11 protein-coding genes are annotated in these 15,996 nt (G+C 69.0%); 5 read left to right on the forward strand and 6 right to left on the reverse strand.

The genetic code is table 11. The features are described from left to right. The first annotated feature begins 71 nt into the window (after window positions 1–71). Both IB228_RS00945 and ppc read left to right on the forward strand, forming a co-directional pair. Window positions 72–2,549 carry a prolyl oligopeptidase family serine peptidase gene (locus tag IB228_RS00945; protein ID WP_225562179.1) on the forward strand — a complete coding sequence of 826 codons (2,478 nt, stop codon included), beginning with the start codon at window positions 72–74 and terminating at the stop codon, window positions 2,547–2,549. Window positions 2,550–2,695: 146 nt separating this feature from the next. After that, a complete protein-coding gene (gene ppc / locus IB228_RS00950) occupies window positions 2,696–5,419 on the forward strand; it encodes a phosphoenolpyruvate carboxylase (protein WP_183644132.1) in 2,724 nt (907 codons plus the stop codon). A gap of 45 nt (window positions 5,420–5,464) precedes the next feature. On the opposite strand, the gene IB228_RS00955 is transcribed toward ppc, so the two are convergent. The 6 genes from IB228_RS00955 to metK all read right to left on the reverse strand — a co-directional run bounded on the left by IB228_RS00955 (window position 5,465) and on the right by metK (window position 11,942). Beyond that, window positions 5,465–6,325, reverse strand: a complete 861-nt coding sequence (locus IB228_RS00955) for an alpha/beta hydrolase (protein WP_192197319.1) — start codon at window positions 6,323–6,325, stop codon at window positions 5,465–5,467. A 66-nt stretch (window positions 6,326–6,391) separates the two neighbouring features. Continuing rightward, window positions 6,392–8,257 carry an ATP-binding cassette domain-containing protein gene (locus IB228_RS00960; protein WP_192197320.1) on the reverse strand — a complete coding sequence of 622 codons (1,866 nt, stop codon included), beginning with the start codon at window positions 8,255–8,257 and terminating at the stop codon, window positions 6,392–6,394. Between the two features lie 140 nt (window positions 8,258–8,397). Continuing rightward, window positions 8,398–9,297: a phosphatidate cytidylyltransferase gene (locus tag IB228_RS00965; RefSeq protein WP_225562242.1), complete on the reverse strand. Its 900-nt coding sequence runs from the start codon at window positions 9,295–9,297 to the stop codon at window positions 8,398–8,400. An 80-nt stretch (window positions 9,298–9,377) separates the two neighbouring features. Further along, entirely contained in the window at window positions 9,378–9,971 is a 594-nt protein-coding gene (locus IB228_RS00970; protein WP_183644108.1) for a lysophospholipid acyltransferase family protein, read from the reverse strand. A gap of 1 nt (window position 9,972) precedes the next feature. Then, window positions 9,973–10,599 carry a CDP-alcohol phosphatidyltransferase family protein gene (locus IB228_RS00975; protein WP_192197322.1) on the reverse strand — a complete coding sequence of 209 codons (627 nt, stop codon included), beginning with the start codon at window positions 10,597–10,599 and terminating at the stop codon, window positions 9,973–9,975. Between the two features lie 131 nt (window positions 10,600–10,730). Next, the gene (gene metK / locus IB228_RS00980) at window positions 10,731–11,942 is read right to left on the reverse strand and encodes a methionine adenosyltransferase (RefSeq protein WP_183644102.1); all 1,212 of its coding nucleotides are present in this window, start codon (window positions 11,940–11,942) and stop codon (window positions 10,731–10,733) included. 213 nt (window positions 11,943–12,155) lie between these two features. Between metK and IB228_RS00985 the strand changes: the two genes are divergently transcribed. The 3 genes from IB228_RS00985 (at window position 12,156) to IB228_RS00995 (ending at window position 15,979) form a co-directional block, all read left to right on the forward strand. Further along, window positions 12,156–13,871 (forward strand): GNAT family N-acyltransferase, encoded by a 1,716-nt coding sequence (locus IB228_RS00985; RefSeq protein WP_192197323.1) that lies wholly within the window; start codon window positions 12,156–12,158, stop codon window positions 13,869–13,871. Beyond that, a complete protein-coding gene (locus tag IB228_RS00990) occupies window positions 13,868–14,692 on the forward strand; it encodes a UDP-2,3-diacylglucosamine diphosphatase (protein WP_192197324.1) in 825 nt (274 codons plus the stop codon). The genes IB228_RS00985 and IB228_RS00990 overlap by 4 nt, the downstream gene beginning before the upstream one ends. Before the next feature lie 195 nt (window positions 14,693–14,887). Then, the gene (locus IB228_RS00995; protein WP_192197325.1) at window positions 14,888–15,979 is read left to right on the forward strand and encodes a metal-dependent hydrolase; all 1,092 of its coding nucleotides are present in this window, start codon (window positions 14,888–14,890) and stop codon (window positions 15,977–15,979) included. The last annotated feature ends 17 nt before the right edge of the window (window positions 15,980–15,996 follow it).

The raw sequence follows: 15,996 nt of genomic DNA on the forward strand, positions 1-15,996 counted from the left end.
CGTGGCCCGACCGGGATCGGGGTTGTTAAGCTCGAATGAAACCCTGTCGCGAGAGAGTCCCAATGCCCTCCATGCCCCGTATCGCCGCGCTGGCCCTGGCGATGACCCTGCTGGCGCCGGCCGCCATCGCCCGTACGCCGGCCGCCGCACCCAAGGTCGCGGCGGTCGCCGACACCGGCTACCAGCTTCCGCCGGCACCGCTGCGGGCCATCGTCGACGCGCCGCGCCGTCCCGACATCTCGGTCAGCCCCCGCCGCGACCTGCTGGCCCTGATGCAGGTCCCCACGCTCCCGGGCATCGACGTGGTCGCCCAGCCGGAGCTGAAACTGGCCGGCCTGCGCATCCATCCGCGCAGCCATTCGGCCAGCCGGTTCTCGTTCGGCACCGACTTCTGGCTGCAGGAGATCGCCACCGGCAAGGAACTGCGCATCCAGGGGCTGCCGCAGCCGCTGTCGATGGTCGGTTTCCGCTGGTCGCCGGACCAGCGCTACATCGCGTTCAACCGCATCGATCCGCAATCGGCCGCCAACGAACTGTGGTTGATCGACGTGGCATCGCGCGGCGCGCGCCGATTGACCGATCGCGCCCTCAACACCGTCGTCGGCCGCGGCTACGCCTGGCTGGGCGACAGCAGCCGCCTGCTGGTCCAGTTGCAGCCGCAGGGGCAGGGCGAGGCGCCCGAGCGCAGCGGGGTGCCGACCGGCCCCAACGTGCAGCAGACCCAGGCGGGCGGCGGCGTGGTGCAGATCCGCACCTACCAGGACATGCTGCGCAACGAGGACGACGCGCGCCTGCTGGAGTACCAACTGCGTTCGCAGCCGGCGCTGGTCGATCTGAGCGGTGCGGTGAAGCCGCTGGGCAATCCGGATCTGAACCTGTCGCTGTCGCCGTCGCCGGACGGCCGTTACCTGCTGCGTCGCCGGGTCGAGCGGCCGTTCTCCTATCTGGTGCCGGTGACTTCGTTCCCGACCCGCATCGAAGTCCTGGACATGCAGGGACGGCTGGTCCACGAAGTGGCGAAGTTGCCGCTGATCGAAGGCCTGCCGCCCGGCAACGACGCGGTGCCCGCCGGCGTGCGCGACATCCAGTGGCGGGCCGACGCCGACGCCACGCTGGTCTGGGCCGAGGCCCAGGACGGCGGCGATCCTTCGCGTGAAGCGGCCATCCGCGACGCGGTGATGATGCAGGCCGCGCCCTTTGACAAGCCGCCGGTGACGCTGGCGCGCCTCGGCATGCGCCTGGCCGACATCCAGTGGGGCGACGGCCGGTTGGCGCTGATCAGCGAGGCGTGGTGGAAGAACCGCCAGATCCGCGAATGGCGGATCGCGCCGGACGACGCGGCGCAGGCACCAAAGCTGATCCGCGAGGGGTCCTACGAGGATCGCTACAACGATCCCGGCCAGCCGGTGCTGGCGCAGGACGAACGCGGTGAAATGCGCCTGATGCTCGCCGCCGATGGACACAGCATCTACCGGATTGGCGACGGCGCGTCGCCGGAAGGGGATCGTCCCTTCCTCGACAAGGTGGATCTCGAGCAGGGCGGCAAGACCCGCCTGTTCCATTCGCAGGCGCCTTACTACGCCGTGCCGGTGGCACCGCTGGACGCCGATGGCCAGCGCCTGCTGATCACCCGCGAATCGCCGGACGAGCCGACCAACCTCTTCATCGCCGAAGGCGGGGCGGAGCCGCGCGCGCTGACCCGCTTCCCGCATCCGACCCCGCAGCTGAAGGGCGTGAAGAAGCAGCAGGTCCGCTACAAGCGCAAGGACGGCGTGGATCTGACCGCGACGCTGTACTTGCCGCCGAACTACGACCCCAAACGCGACGGCCGCCTGCCGATGCTGATGTGGGCCTATCCGGCGGAGTTCAAATCCGCCGAGGCCGCCGGCCAGGTGACTGATTCGCCGTACCGCTTCAACACGATCAGCTATTGGGGGCCGCAGGCGTTCCTGGCGATGGGCTATGCGGTGTGGGACGACTTCTCGGTGCCGATCGTGGGCGAGGGCGACAAGGAACCCAACGACACCTACGTGCCGCAACTGGTCGCCAGCGCCGAGGCGGCGGTGGACGAGGCGGTGCGCCTGGGCGTGGCCGATCGCGATCGCATCGCGGTGGGTGGCCATTCCTACGGCGCGTTCATGACCGGAAACCTGCTCGCGCATACGCGCCTGTTCAAGGCCGGCATCGCCCGCAGCGGCGCTTACAACCGCACCCTGACGCCGTTCGGCTTCCAGGCCGAGGAGCGCAATTTCTGGCAAGCCCCGGACGTGTACGAAACCATGTCGCCGTTCAACCACGCGGATCGGATCAAGGACGCGCTGCTGCTGATCCACGGCGAACAGGACAACAATTCCGGCACCTTCCCGATCCAGAGCGAGCGCATGTACGCGGCGATCAAGGGACTGGGCGGCACCGCGCGGCTGGTGATGCTGCCGAACGAGTCGCATGGCTACCGCGCGCGCGAATCGATCCTGCAGATGCTGGCCGAATCCAACGCCTGGCTGGATCGCTACGTGAAGCAGGCCGCGCCGGCCGCGGCCAAGCGCTGACCGGAACCAGACCGGAACCGGACCAATTGCGGTCCGGTTCGACTGTCCCGGCAGATATCCCGGGACAGGCGTGCGGCGGTGCAGCAAACGGCGGCCGAATTGGGGTAGTGTTGGGAGCTCACCCCGACGTCCGGTTTGCCGCCTCGATGAATTCGCCCCGCAGTCTCGAGTTCGCTCCACCCGATGTACCGCTTCGTGAAGACGTGCGCCGGCTTGGCGCGCTGGTCGGCGACATGCTGGCCGAACAGGTATCGCCCGCGTTCCTGGATGAAGTCGAACGCGTGCGCACCACCGCGATCGCGCGCCGCCAGAGCGACGCGCCGCCGCAGTCGCTGGCGGGATTGCTGGCCGGGCTGAAACCCACGCAGGCGGAAGGCCTGATCCGCGCGTTCAGCGCGTACTTCCAGGTGGTCAACATCGCCGAGCGCGTGCACCGCATCCGCCGCCGCCGCGATTACCAGCGCACCGACAGCAGCAAGCCGCAACCGGAAGGCCTGCAGGACGTGCTGCTGCGACTGAAGGCGCAGGGCGTGGGCATCGACGAACTCGCGCAATGGCTGCCGCGCATCGATATCGAGCCGGTGTTCACCGCGCATCCCACCGAGGCGGTCCGGCGCGCGCTGCTGGAGAAGGAACAACTGATGGTCGCCAGCCTGGTCAACGGGCTGGACGGCACCCGCACGCCTGGCGAACAGGCCACCGACACCGCGCGTTTCCGGATGGCGCTGACCTCGGCCTGGCAGACCGCCGATTCCTCGCCGGTGCGTCCCGGCGTCGAGGACGAGCGCGAACATGTCGGCTTCTACCTGATCGAAGTGCTGTACCGGGTGATGCCGGTGCTGTACGAAACGCTGGAAAGCGCGATCACCCAGGTCTACGGCGAACATCCGGCGATCACCCGCCATCTGCCCAGGCTGTTGAGGTTCGGCACCTGGGTCGGCGGCGACATGGACGGCAATCCGAACGTCGACGCCGGCACCGTCACCGCGACGCTCAACGCGCAGCGCGCGGTGATCCTGCGCCGCTACATCAAGGAATTGCGCCAGCTCACCACGCTGCTCAGCCAGTCGAGTTCGCTGGTCGGCGTGTCGGCCGAGGTGCTGGCGCGCGTGGATGAATACCGCGAACTGCTGCCGAAGGCCGCCGCGCAGTCGCGCCCGCGCCACGGCGACATGCCGTATCGCCTGCTCAACGATCTGATGCGGGCGCGGTTGCAGGCGACGCTGGAAGATCTGCCGCAGGGTTACACGGGGCCCGATGAGCTCGCCGCCGACGTGGATCTGATCCTGCGCAGCCTGGAAGACAACCGCGGCATCCACGCCGGCTGGTTCGCGGTACGCCGGCTGGCCTGGCGCATCCGCAGCTTCGGCTTCCACCTGGCGCGGCTGGACGTGCGCCAGGAATCCAGCGTGCACGCGCGCGCGGTCGCGGCGGCGCTGGCGGATTCGGAATGGGAATCGCGCGACGCGGTCGAGCGCGGTGCGCTGCTGGCACCGTATGCCAGCGGCGAGCAGGTGTTGCCGGCTTCGGAGGACGAGGGCAATCCACGCCTGGACGCGGTGTTCGCCGCATTGGGCGACGCGCGCCGCCGGCATGGCACCGACGCGCTGGGCGCCTACATCATCAGCATGGCGCACAACCGCGCCGACGTGCTCACCGTGCTGGCGCTGGCGCGTCGTGGTGGACTGGTCGACGACGATGGCAACGTGCCGCTGGACATCGCGCCGCTGTTTGAAACCGTGGACGATCTGCGCCACGGCCCGGAGACCCTGCGCGACCTGATGGCCGATCCGGTGTACCGCGCGCACCTGGCCGCGCGCGGCAACGTGCAGATGGTAATGCTTGGCTATTCCGACAGCGGCAAGGACGGCGGCATCGCCGCCTCGCGCTGGGGATTGCAGCGCGGGCAGGTCGAATTGCTGCAGACCGCCAATGAACTCGGCATCAAGCTGACCTTCTTCCACGGCCGCGGCGGTTCGATCAGCCGCGGCGGCGGCAAGACCACTCGCGCGGTCGATGCGTCGCCGCGCGGCAGCGTCGATGGCCGCCTGCGGGTGACCGAGCAGGGCGAGGTCATCCATCGCAAGTACGGCATCCGCGCGCTGGCGTTGCGCTCGCTGGAACAATCGGTCGGCGCGGTGCTGGCCTCCTCGTTGCGCCCGCGTCCGCTGGAGCCGCGCGAGCCGGGCTGGCGGGACATCATGGACACCGTCGCGGGCCATAGCAGCGAGGTCTATCGCGGGTTCGTCGGCGCGCCGCGTTTCATGGACTATTTCCGCAGCGCCACGCCGATCGACGTGATCGAACGGATGACGCTGGGTTCGCGGCCCTCGCGCCGGCTCGGCCAGGATGCGGCGCTGGGCAACCTGCGCGCGATTCCGTGGGTATTCGCCTGGAGTCAGGCGCGCGCGGTGATCCCCGGCTGGTTCGGCGTCGGCAGCGGGCTGCAGGCGGCGGTGGATGCGCATGGCGAGGACGCGGTGCTGGAGATGGCGCGCGACTGGCCGTTCTTCCGCACCTTCCTCGACGACATCTCGATGGTGCTGGCCAAGGGCGATCTGAGCATCGCCGGGATGTTCTCGCGGATGGCCGGCGACCTGCACGAGGAGTTCTTCCCGCGCATCCAGCGCGAGCATGCGCTGACCCTGCACTGGGTCCTGCGCCTGACCGGCGACGAATGGCTGCTGCAGCACGATCAGCGGCTGGCGCTGTCGATACGCCTGCGTAATCCCTACATCGACCCGATCAGCGTGTTGCAGGCGGATCTGCTGCGGCGCTGGCGCGAGACCGGGCGCGAGGACGACACCCTGTTGCGCGCATTGGTGGCGAGCATCAACGGCGTGTCGCAGGGCGTGCAGAACACCGGTTGAGGCCCGCGGCGCCGGGATGGCGAATCCTCCCGGCGGATTCCGCCGTCAGGGCTGGCTGCCGCGCTTGGGCTTGTCCAGTTGCAGGTCCAGCCAGCGCAGCAGATCCGCGACCACGCGGCTGCGTTCGGGATCGGCCTCGTTGTAGATCTCGTGGTACAGGCGCAGGTATTCGTGTGCCTGCAGCTTGCGCTGGGGCGCGGCGGCGGCGAAGGCGCGGGCGCCGGCCGGATCAACCAGATGGTCGTCGGCCGCGAACTGCAGCAGCGTGGGTGTTTTCAGGCTGGCGGCCCGCGCGACCACGCGGGGACCGCCGGTGAAGATGAAATGCGCCAGCCGCGCGCTGATGCGCGAATGGTTGAGCGGATCCTCCAGATACTCGCGCTCGATATGGGGATCGTGCGAAAGCCGGCTCGCGGCCAGGCCCGTGCGCAGCGTCAGCCCCGGCCACCAGCCGGACAGCGTGCGTGCCAACGCCCGCTGCGCGCCGCCGGCATGGGTCGCCAGCGCGGGCGATGAGGCGATCAGGCCACGCGGCGCCAGGTCCATCAGCAACACCGCGTACATGGCCACCAGCCCGCCCAGGCTGTGGCCGAACAGGAACGGCAGGTCGTCGGCCTCGGTGGCATAGGCATGGAACGCCGCCATCGTGTCGCGTGGCAACCGCGCCAGTTCGTCCACGCCGCCCTGTGGGCCTTCCGAGCGGCCGTGTCCACGGTGATCGTAGGCGCGCACCGCGATGCCGGCCGCGTTCAATTCCTCCGCCAGCCGCGCGTAGCGGCCCGAATGCTCGCCCAGGCCATGCACCAGCAGCAGGCGCGCACGCGGCCGCGGCAACGGCCAGTCGCGCGGCTGCAGGCTCAGGCCATCGTCGGTGAGCAGGGCGGAGACAGGGTGAGCAGTCGGCATGGCGCAACATCGCGCGCGCCCGCGCAGCGGTCAAGAGCCGTGGCGCGGGGAGGAAGACGCGGGGGATCAGGCGTCCAGTTCGGCCCAGCGCTGGTAGGCCAGTTCCAGTTCCTGCTGGAGCGCGGCCAGTTGTTCGTTGGCGCGCTGGAGACTGGCGGGGTCCTGCTGGTAGTAGGCCGGCTCGTTCATCGCCGCGGTGCGGCCGGCGATGTCCGCCTCCAGCGCTTCGATCCGTCCGGGCAACTGTTCCAATTCGCGCGCGTCCTTGTAGCTGAGCTTGCGCTTGGCCACCGCGGCGGGAGTCGCGGCTGTTGCCGGCGCGGCCGTCGCCGGCCGGTCGGGCGCCATCACGACGGATTCCGGACGTTGCCGCAACCAGTCCGTGTAACCGCCCACGTAGTCGCCGAGGCGGCCTTCGCCCTCCAGCACCAGGGTGCTGGTGACCACGTTGTCGAGGAAGTCGCGATCGTGGCTGACCAGCAGCAGCGTGCCTTTGTAGTCGAGCAGCAGCTCTTCCAGCAGTTCCAGGGTTTCCACGTCCAGATCGTTGGTCGGTTCGTCCATCACCAGCAGGTTCGACGGCTGCGCGAACAGCTTGGCCAGCAGCAGCCGGTTGCGCTCGCCGCCGGACAGCCGGGTGATCGGCGCGCGCGCGCGTTCGGGCGAGAACAGGAAGTCCTGCAGGTAGCCGATGATGTGCTTGCGGCTGCCGTTGATCTCGACGAAGTCGCGCCCCTCGGCGACGTTCTCCAGCGCGCTGAGCGATTCGTCCAGTTGGCTGCGGTGCTGATCGAAGTAGGCGATCTGCAGGCCGGTACCCAGCTTGACCTCGCCCTGCTGCGGGACCAGTTCGCCGAGCAGGATCTTCAGCAGGGTCGACTTGCCGGCGCCGTTGGGACCGATGATGCCGACCCGGTCGCCGCGCATGATGGTGGTGGACACGCGATCCAGCAGGACGCGGCCGTCATAGGCCTGGGTCACGTCGGTGGCCTCGATGACCTTGCGTCCGGAGGCCTGCGCGGCGGCGGCTTCCATCCTGACGTTGCCGGACAGATCGCGCCGCTGGGCGCGCTCGCGGCGCATCGCCTTGAGCGCGGTGACGCGGCCTTCGTTGCGGGTGCGGCGGGCCTTGATGCCCTGGCGGATCCAGACTTCCTCCTGCGCCAGCAGCTTGTCGAAGCGCGCGTTCTCCTGCGCCTCGGCGTGCAGGCGTTCCTCGCGCCGGCGCAGATAGTTGTCGTAGTCGCCCGGCCAACTGGTCAGCTGGCCACGATCGATCTCGACGATGCGGGTGGCCAGCGCGCGCAGGAAGCTGCGATCGTGGGTGACGAACACCAGGCTGCCCTCGAACTGCCTGAGGAAGCCTTCCAGCCAGGCGATCGCCTCGATATCGAGGTGGTTGGTGGGTTCGTCCAGCAGCAGGATGTCCGGCTTGCGCACCAGCGCCTGGGCCAGCAGCACGCGCCGCTTCATGCCACCGGACAGCGCGGCGAAATCGGCGTCCTCCGGCAGTTCCAGCCGGGCCAGCACCTGCTGCACGCGGCGATCCAGATCCCAGCCGTGGCGGGCCTCGATCTGCGCCTGCGCCTCGCCCATCGCGGCCATGTCGCCCTCGGCCACGGCATGGTGGTAGCGCGCCAGCAGCGCGCCCAGGTCGCCCAGGCCCTGGGCGACCACGTCGAACACGCTGCCGGCGGTGTCCTGCGGGACTTCCTGGGCCATGCGCGCGACCACCACGCCGCCCTGGATCCGGATTTCGCCGTCGTCGGGCCGGATTTCGCCGGCCATCAGCCGCATCAGGGTGGACTTGCCGGCGCCGTTGCGGCCAACGATGCAGACGCGCTCGCCGGCTTCGATGGACAGATCGACGTGTTCGAGAAGGAGCGGACCGCCGACGCTGAAGTCGACCCGCTGGAATTGCAGAAGGGACATGCCACCATTGTACCCGGCCGTACCCCTCCGCCGCCCGGCCGTAGAGCGGAGCTTGCTCCGCTACCCCGAGGCCACCCGCGTAGAGCGGAGCTCGCTCCGCTGCTCCAAGGCCACCCACGTAGAGCGGAGCAAGCTCCGCTCTACCCGAATCCGTAGCGGACCACGTGGAAGAAGATCGGCGCGGCGAACACCACCGAGTCCAGTCGGTCCAGCATGCCTCCGTGGCCCTCGATCATCTCGCCCCAGTCCTTGGCTCCCAGGCTGCGCTTGACCGCCGACAGCGCCAGGCCGCCGAGGAAGCCGCACAGCACGATCAACAGCGACAGCAGCCCGGATTGCAGCGGGGTGAACGGGGTGATCCACCACAGCGCCGCGCCCACCCCCGCGGCGGCCAGGCCCCCGCCAACCAGCCCTTCCACCGTCTTGGACGGACTGACCTGCGGCGCCAGCAGGTGCCGGCCGAACAACTTGCCGAACACGTACTGCAGCACGTCGCTCAGCTGCACCACCAGCAGCAGGTACAGCAGCAGCATCAGGTTCTGGCCCTCATAGCCGGGGATGCGCAGAAGCAGCAGCGCCGGCGCGTGGCTGAGGCAGTACACCGCCAGCATCAGGCCCCACTGCACCTTGGCGCTGCGGGCGAGGAAATCCTCGGTGTCGCCGGACAGCGCCGATACCGCCGGCAGCAACAGGAAGCCGTACACCGGGATGCACACCACGAACAGCCCGTACCAGTCGATCCCGATCAGCCAGTACTGCAACGGGATGGCGACGTAGAAGCACAGGCACAGCGCCAGGTGATCGCCGCGCCGGGTCGGGGTCAGGCTGATGAACTCGCGCAGGGCGAGGAACGACAGCATGCCGAACAGGATCAGCGTCGCCACCTTGCCCAGCAGGAAGCAGGTGGCCAGCACCGCCGCCATCACCCACCACGCGCGGATGCGCGCGTTGAGGTTGTCGATCACCGGGCCGGGCTTGCGCAGGTGCAGCACCCAGCCGATCAGGCTGGCCAGCAGCAGCAACGCGCCGATCCCGCCCATCACACCCCAGAACGTCTGCGGCGCGCGGGCGATGGCGGCCTGCAGGAAACCGCCTACCGGCAGGTCGGAGGGAATCAGGTTCATGCCAGCGCCACCACCGCCGCACGGGCGCGTTCCAGGAAAGCGTCTTTCTCCTCGTCCGGCCGCAGCGCGACCGGCGCGCCGAAACGCACCGTGCACACCAGCGGCACCGGCACCAGGCTGCCCTTGGGCAGGCAGCGGCGCGCGTTGTCCAGGTAGACCGCGATGAATTCCACCTGCGGATAGCGGCGGGCCAGGTGGAACAGTCCGGACTTGAACGCCTGCGGGTGAATGTCGTGGTTGCGGGTGCCTTCCGGGAACAGGATCAGCGAATCGCCGGCATCCAGCGCCTCGTACAATGGCTCCAGCAGATCCTGATCGGGCGTGCTGCGCTGGCGATCGATCAGCACCGCGTTGAAACCGTGCCGGGCCAGCCAGCGCCTTGGTCCGTGGCCCCAGTAGTCACGCGCGGCCACCGGTCGCGTATGCGCACGCAGTGGCGGCGGCAACGCGGCCCACAGCGCCACCGTGTCGATATGGCTGGCGTGGTTGGCGAAATAGATCCGTTGGCGCGGCTCCGGCCGCGAGCCCTGCCAGCGCGGGTACGCGCCGAAGAACAGATGGGCCAGGCCAGCCAGCAGGCGGGACGCCATCTCAGGCGTTCCCGCGCAGCTGCACGGCGATCGCGCGGGTACGGGTGACGCAGGTCAGCAGCGAACCGATGGCGATGATCCACGCGGCCGCGGGCAGCACCCACGCCGTGCCGGTCGAATGACGTTCGGCGATGGCGAGCAGGCAGGCCACGGTGAGCACCGCCATGCGGTGCTGCTTGGCCATCGGTCCGCGGAAATCCTGGGCCAGGCCCAGGCTGCCGCCGGACACGCGCACGTAGGCGGTGAGCGCGGCCAGCAGCGCGCCCAGCCAGCCCAGCCAGGGCAGGCCGGCGGCGTAACCCAGGCCGACGATCAGCAGCGAATCGGCGATGCGATCCGGAAACTCGTTGTACAGCGCGCCGGTCGGCGTCTGCTTGCCGCCTTCCATCGCGACCATGCCGTCCAGCAGGTTGCACAGCAGGCGCAACTGCACGCAGGCCGCGCACAGCAGCAGGCCGGCCGTGGAGGGCACCCACGCCAGCATCGCCGCGCCGACCGCCGCGAAAAAGATGCTGAGCACCGAGATCTGGTTGGGTGTGACCCGTGAGCGCGCCAGCGCCGCGCTCGATGCGCGCGCCCAGCCGCTGCCGCGCGCGGCAATCGGTCGTCGTTCGGATGATTTCCCCATGGCAGGGAGAATAGACGAAATGCGGGGCACGGACCGGTCAGCGTCATCCTTCCACTCACGCGAGGCGCGGGACCGAAAAAGAAAAACCCCGCCGAAGCGGGGTCTGTCCGGAGGCGTTCGCGCGTGCCGGCTTACTTCAGGCCGGCGTCCTTGCGCAGGGCTTCGGCGCGATCGGTCTTTTCCCACGAGAACGCGGTGCCGGTCTGCTTCTTGCCGGCGCCGTCGAGGTAGCTGATCTCGTGCGGCTTGCGGCCGAAGTGGCCGTAGGACGCGGTGGCCTGGTACATCGGGTGGATCAGGTCCAGCATCTGGATGATGCCGTACGGACGCAGATCGAAGTGCTTGCGGATCAGCTTCTCGATCTTGTCGTCGCTGATCTTGCCGGTGCCGAAGGTGGTCACCGAGATCGAGGTCGGTTCGGCCACGCCGATGGCGTAGGAGACCTGCACCTCGCAGCGATCGGCCAGGCCGGCGGCGACCACGTTCTTGGCGACGTAGCGCGCGGCGTAGGCGGCGGAGCGATCCACCTTGGACGGATCCTTGCCCGAGAACGCGCCGCCACCGTGGCGGGCCCAGCCGCCGTAGGTGTCGACGATGATCTTGCGGCCGGTCAGACCGCAGTCGCCCACCGGGCCGCCGATGACGAACTTGCCGGTCGGGTTGATGTGGAACTTGGTGCCCTTGTGCAGCCACTTGGCCGGCAGCACAGGCTTGAGGATGTGCTCACGCACGGCCTCGACCAGATCCTTCTGCTTGACGTCCGGATCATGCTGGGTGGACAGCACCACCGCGTCGATCGCCACGGCCTTGCCGTTTTCGTAGCGCAGGGTGACCTGGCTCTTGGCGTCCGGGCGCAGCCACGGCAGCGGCGAGTTCTTCTTCTTGCGGACCTTGGCCTGCTGCTCGACCAGGCGGTGCGACAGGTGGATCGCCGCCGGCATGTAGCTGTCGGTTTCGTTGGTGGCGTAGCCGAACATCAGGCCCTGGTCGCCCGCGCCCTGTTCTTCCGGCTTCTTGCGGTCGACGCCCTGGTTGATGTCCGGGGACTGCTTGCCGATCAGGTTGAGCACGCCGCAGGTGGCGCCGTCGAAGCCGACGTCGCTGCTGTCATAGCCGATGTCCAGGATCACCTTGCGGGTCAGCGCTTCCAGATCGATCCACGCCGAGGTGGTGATCTCGCCGGCCACGATGGCCACGCCGGTCTTGACCAGCGTTTCGCAAGCCACGCGAGCGCGCTTGTCCTGGGCCAGGATGGCGTCCAGCACGGCGTCGGAAATCTGGTCGGCGATCTTGTCCGGATGGCCTTCGGAGACCGATTCGGACGTGAACAGGTAGTTGGACATCGGGCTTATATCCCTGTATTCGGATGAAAAGATGGGCGCGAATGATACACGCGCCGGGCGGTGCGTGCATTCTGCGCCGTTCAGGATGTTCCTTGCGTTAAGCCAGGGCCCTCCCGGGCTGTCATGCAACCGCCACGCCGCTGCCATCGGGCTGTCGCGCGGCGGGCGCAGGCTGCGCGGCGAAACCCGCCGACCGGCCGGATCCGAGCGACCATGCGCCCGCTGGAACAGCAGATTGCCGAACGCTACCCCCACTGGTTCCGTGGCCGTCGCGCCGGCCTGACCCGGCCGCTGCTGCGTACCCTGGGCCGCTGGTCGCGGCTGGACCAGGCCTACGCCTTCCTGGCCGAGCACGCCCATCTGCGCGACTTCGCCTTCCTGCAGGCGGCCATCGACTTCCTCAACCTGCGCTACTCGGTCGATGCGGCCGAGCGCGCGCGGGTGCCGGCGACCGGGCGCCTGCTGATCGTCGCCAACCATCCCTCCGGCGCGCTGGACGCGATGGCCCTGCTGGACTTCGTCGGCGGCATCCGCCGCGACGTGAGGATCGTCGCCAACGACATGCTGACCAGCATCGACAACCTGTCCGGCCTGCTGCTGCCGGTGCGCATCCTGGGCGGCAATCCCCGCCCGGAGAGCATCCGCGCGGTCGAGCAGGCGCTGGAGGCGGAACAGTGCGTCATCGTGTTCCCCGCCGGCGAGGTCTCGCGGCTGGGACCGCGCGGCATCACCGACACCCGCTGGCGGCGCGGCTTCCTGCGCTTCGCCCGCAGCACCGGCACGCCGGTCCTGCCGATCCGGGTGCAGGCGCGCAATTCTGCGTTCTTCTATGGCGCCTCGGCGCTGTTCAAGCCGGCCGGTACCGCCCTGCTGGCGCGCGAGATGTTCAAGCGCAGCCAGCGCCGCATCGCCCTGCGAATCGGCACGCCGATGACCATCGCCGCCGACGAGGACAGCCAGACCGCCCTGCAACGGGTACGCCGGGCGCTGTACGCGCTGGGTCGCCGCGAGGCGCAGCGCAGCGAACCGGTCAGTCCGGAACCGCTGGTGCCGCCGGTGGATCCGGCGCGTCTGGCCGTCGCGGTCGACGCGCTGGAAAGACTGGGCCGCACCACCGACGGCAAGCGCATCTGCGTGGGCCGGCTGGCCCCGGACTCGCCGGTGCTGCGCGAAATCGGCCGCCTGCGCGAGCTGACCTTCCGCGAAGTGGGCGAGGGCACCGGCAAGCGCCTGGACGTGGATCCCTACGACGCCTGGTACGAGCACATCGTGCTGTGGGACGAACAGGCGCGGAAGATCGCCGGCGCCTACCGCATCGCGCGCGGCGCGCCGGTGCTGGCCGAGCACGGCCTGAAGGGCCTGTATACCGCCTCGCTGTTCCGCTATGCCGACGATGCGCTGCCGCGCATCGCCGAGGGCATGGAACTGGGGCGCAGCTTCGTCGTCCCGGAATACTGGGGCAGCCGCAGCATCGACTATCTGTGGCAGGGCATCGGCGCCTACCTGTGCCGGCACCCGCGGGTGCGCTACCTGTTCGGCGCGGTGTCGATGAGCGCGGCGCTGCCGCGTGATGCGCGCGAGCAGATCGTTTCCTACTACGCCCGCTACTACGGCGTGGACAGTCGCGACGCGGTGTCGCGGCATCCGTTCCGCTATTCCGCCGTGCCACCGAGCTACGGCGGGATGGACGCCGATACCGCGTTCCGCGTGCTCAAGGCCAACCTGGACGCGCTCGGCGCCAGCGTGCCGATGCTGTACAAGCAATACACGGATCTGTGCGAACCCGGCGGCGCGCGCTTCCTCGCCTTCGGCGTGGATCCGGCCTTCTGCGATTCCATCGACGGTTTGATCGAAGTGGATCTGCATCGGATCCGGCCAAAGAAGCGGGCGCGCTATCTGCAGCCGTCCGTCGAGGCGGTGCCGGCATGAGCCCGCAGGCCGTCGACGCGGGCATCCGGCGGGCGGTCTTCGTTTCCGATGTCCATCTGGGTTCCAAGCATTGCCACGCCGCCGAGTTCGCCGATTTCCTGGCGACCCTGCGCTGCCGCCGCCTGTATCTGGTTGGCGACATCGTCGATTTGTGGTGGATGGCGCAACGCCGCGCCAACTGGGATGCCGCCCACAATCGGGTGATCGAACAATTGCATGCGCTGGCGCGCAACGGCACCGAGCTGATCTACGTGCCCGGCAACCACGACCGTCCGATCCGCCGTTTCTGCGGGCTGATGCTGCCGGCGATGCAGGTGCGCCGCCGCGCCATCCACGTGACCGCCGATGGCCGCCGTCTGCTGGTCACCCACGGCGACGACTACGACGGCATCACCCATTTCGGCGGGCTGCAGGAGAAGTTCGGCGACTGGCTGTACTACCGCATCCTCACCGGCAACCGCCTGACCAACCGCATCCGCCGCCGGCTGGGCCTGCGCTACTGGTCGCTGGCCGAATACCTCAAGCGCCAGAGCGACGCGGCCGAACGCTACATCGGCCGCTTCGTGCAGGCCGGCCTGGACGATGCGAGCCGGCGCGGACTCGACGGCATCCTGTGCGGCCATATCCACCGCGCCGCGCTGTTCCAGCGCGACGGCCTGCTGTACGCCAACGACGGCGACTGGGTGGAAAGCCTCACCGCGCTCAGCGAGGAAGCCGACGGCACCCTGCGTCTGCTGTCGCATACCGGTCAGGTACTGAGCGAAGTCCCGCCGCGCCTGCGGCTGGTGGCGCTGGAGCGACCGGAAGCGAAGGCGGCCTGATAGCCGGGGAATTTGGCGCGAAAAGCAAATCCCCCGTCGCCCGCTACGCGGCCGCCCGCCCCCTTTTTCAAAGGGGGCATGGAAGGGGCGCCGCCTGTACTGATTGAGGAGTACCCCCCTTTGAAAAGGGGGATTGAGGGGGATTTGCTGTTCGCCTCACCCGCCCCCCAGTCAGCCAACTGCTAGCATCCCGGCATGGATTCCCTCTCCCAGATCGTCCTTGGCGGGGCCGTTGCCGCCGCCATCGCCCCCGCCGGTCACCGTCGCGCCGCCTTGCTGGCCGGCGCCGCGCTGGGCACGCTGCCCGACCTCGACAGCCTGCCCATCCTGCTGTTCACCGACGATCCGGTGGCATTGATGACGATGCACCGCAGCTTCAGCCATTCGCTGTTCGTGCTGCCGTGGGTGGGCGGGTTGATCTGGTGGTTGTGCAAGCGACGCAATGGCCGCGTCGCGCAGGCGTCGGCGCGCTGGTTCTGGGCGATCCAGCTGGCGCTGATCACCCATCCGCTGCTGGATGCGTTCACCGTCTACGGCACCCAGTTGTGGTGGCCGCTGCACCCACATCCAACGATGTGGTCGAGCGTCTTCATCATCGATCCGCTGTACACGATCTGGCTGCTGATCGCCTGCGTGCTGGCGTGGTGGTGGCGCGACCGGATCGCCGCGCGGCGTGCGTTGCTGGCCGGACTGGTGTTGAGCAGCGCCTACCTGGGCTGGTCGCTGCTGGCCAAGGCCCAGATCGATCGGGTCGCCGAACGCTCGCTGGCGGCGATGGGGCTGGGCGATGCGCCGTACTTCAGCGTGCCGATGCCGTTCAACACGCTGCTGTGGCGGGTGGTGGCGATGACGCCTTCCGGCTACGTGGAGGCGGAGTATTCGATTGCTTCGGATCGCGGCGCGATGGCATTCCGCGGATATCCGTCCAATGTGCAGGCGCTGGCCGAAGCCGGCGGGATTCCCGCCGTGCAACGCCTGCAATGGTTCAACCGCGGCTTCATGCGCGCGCGGGTACGGGACGACGGCGTGCTGGTGCTGTCGGACCTGCGGATGGGACTGGAGCCGGACTACAACTTCAGTTTCGAGGTCGCGCGACGGCAGGGGGGCCGCTGGCAGCCGATGCCGCCGGTGCAACAGCCCTGGCGGGCGCCGATATCCGGCTGGAGCGGGCTGCGGACGCTGCTGGCGGCGATGTGGCATCGCATCTGGCATGCCGATGCGCGCACCCTGCGCAGCGTCATCGTGGAGGAACCGCCGACGGAGACCGCGATCCCGGGGGCGCCGTGAGTGAAGCGGTCCGGCGG

The sequence above is a fragment of the Pseudoxanthomonas sp. PXM04 genome (assembly GCF_014851695.1).
Taxonomy (GTDB): domain Bacteria; phylum Pseudomonadota; class Gammaproteobacteria; order Xanthomonadales; family Xanthomonadaceae; genus Pseudoxanthomonas_A; species Pseudoxanthomonas_A beigongshangi.

Coding starts and splice junctions, on each gene's coding strand:
- IB228_RS00955 (WP_192197319.1), bottom strand. CDS start 6,325: ATGCCGACTGCTCACCCTGTCTCCGCCCTGCTCACCGACGATGGCCTG.
- IB228_RS00970 (WP_183644108.1), bottom strand. CDS start 9,971: ATGGCGTCCCGCCTGCTGGCTGGCCTGGCCCATCTGTTCTTCGGCGCG.
- IB228_RS00960 (WP_192197320.1), bottom strand. CDS start 8,257: ATGTCCCTTCTGCAATTCCAGCGGGTCGACTTCAGCGTCGGCGGTCCG.
- IB228_RS00975 (WP_192197322.1), bottom strand. CDS start 10,599: ATGGGGAAATCATCCGAACGACGACCGATTGCCGCGCGCGGCAGCGGC.
- metK (WP_183644102.1), bottom strand. CDS start 11,942: ATGTCCAACTACCTGTTCACGTCCGAATCGGTCTCCGAAGGCCATCCG.
- IB228_RS00995 (WP_192197325.1), top strand. CDS start 14,888: ATGGATTCCCTCTCCCAGATCGTCCTTGGCGGGGCCGTTGCCGCCGCC.
- IB228_RS00965 (WP_225562242.1), bottom strand. CDS start 9,297: ATGGGCGGGATCGGCGCGTTGCTGCTGCTGGCCAGCCTGATCGGCTGG.
- IB228_RS00990 (WP_192197324.1), top strand. CDS start 13,868: ATGAGCCCGCAGGCCGTCGACGCGGGCATCCGGCGGGCGGTCTTCGTT.
- ppc (WP_183644132.1), top strand. CDS start 2,696: ATGAATTCGCCCCGCAGTCTCGAGTTCGCTCCACCCGATGTACCGCTT.
- IB228_RS00945 (WP_225562179.1), top strand. CDS start 72: ATGCCCCGTATCGCCGCGCTGGCCCTGGCGATGACCCTGCTGGCGCCG.
- IB228_RS00985 (WP_192197323.1), top strand. CDS start 12,156: ATGCGCCCGCTGGAACAGCAGATTGCCGAACGCTACCCCCACTGGTTC.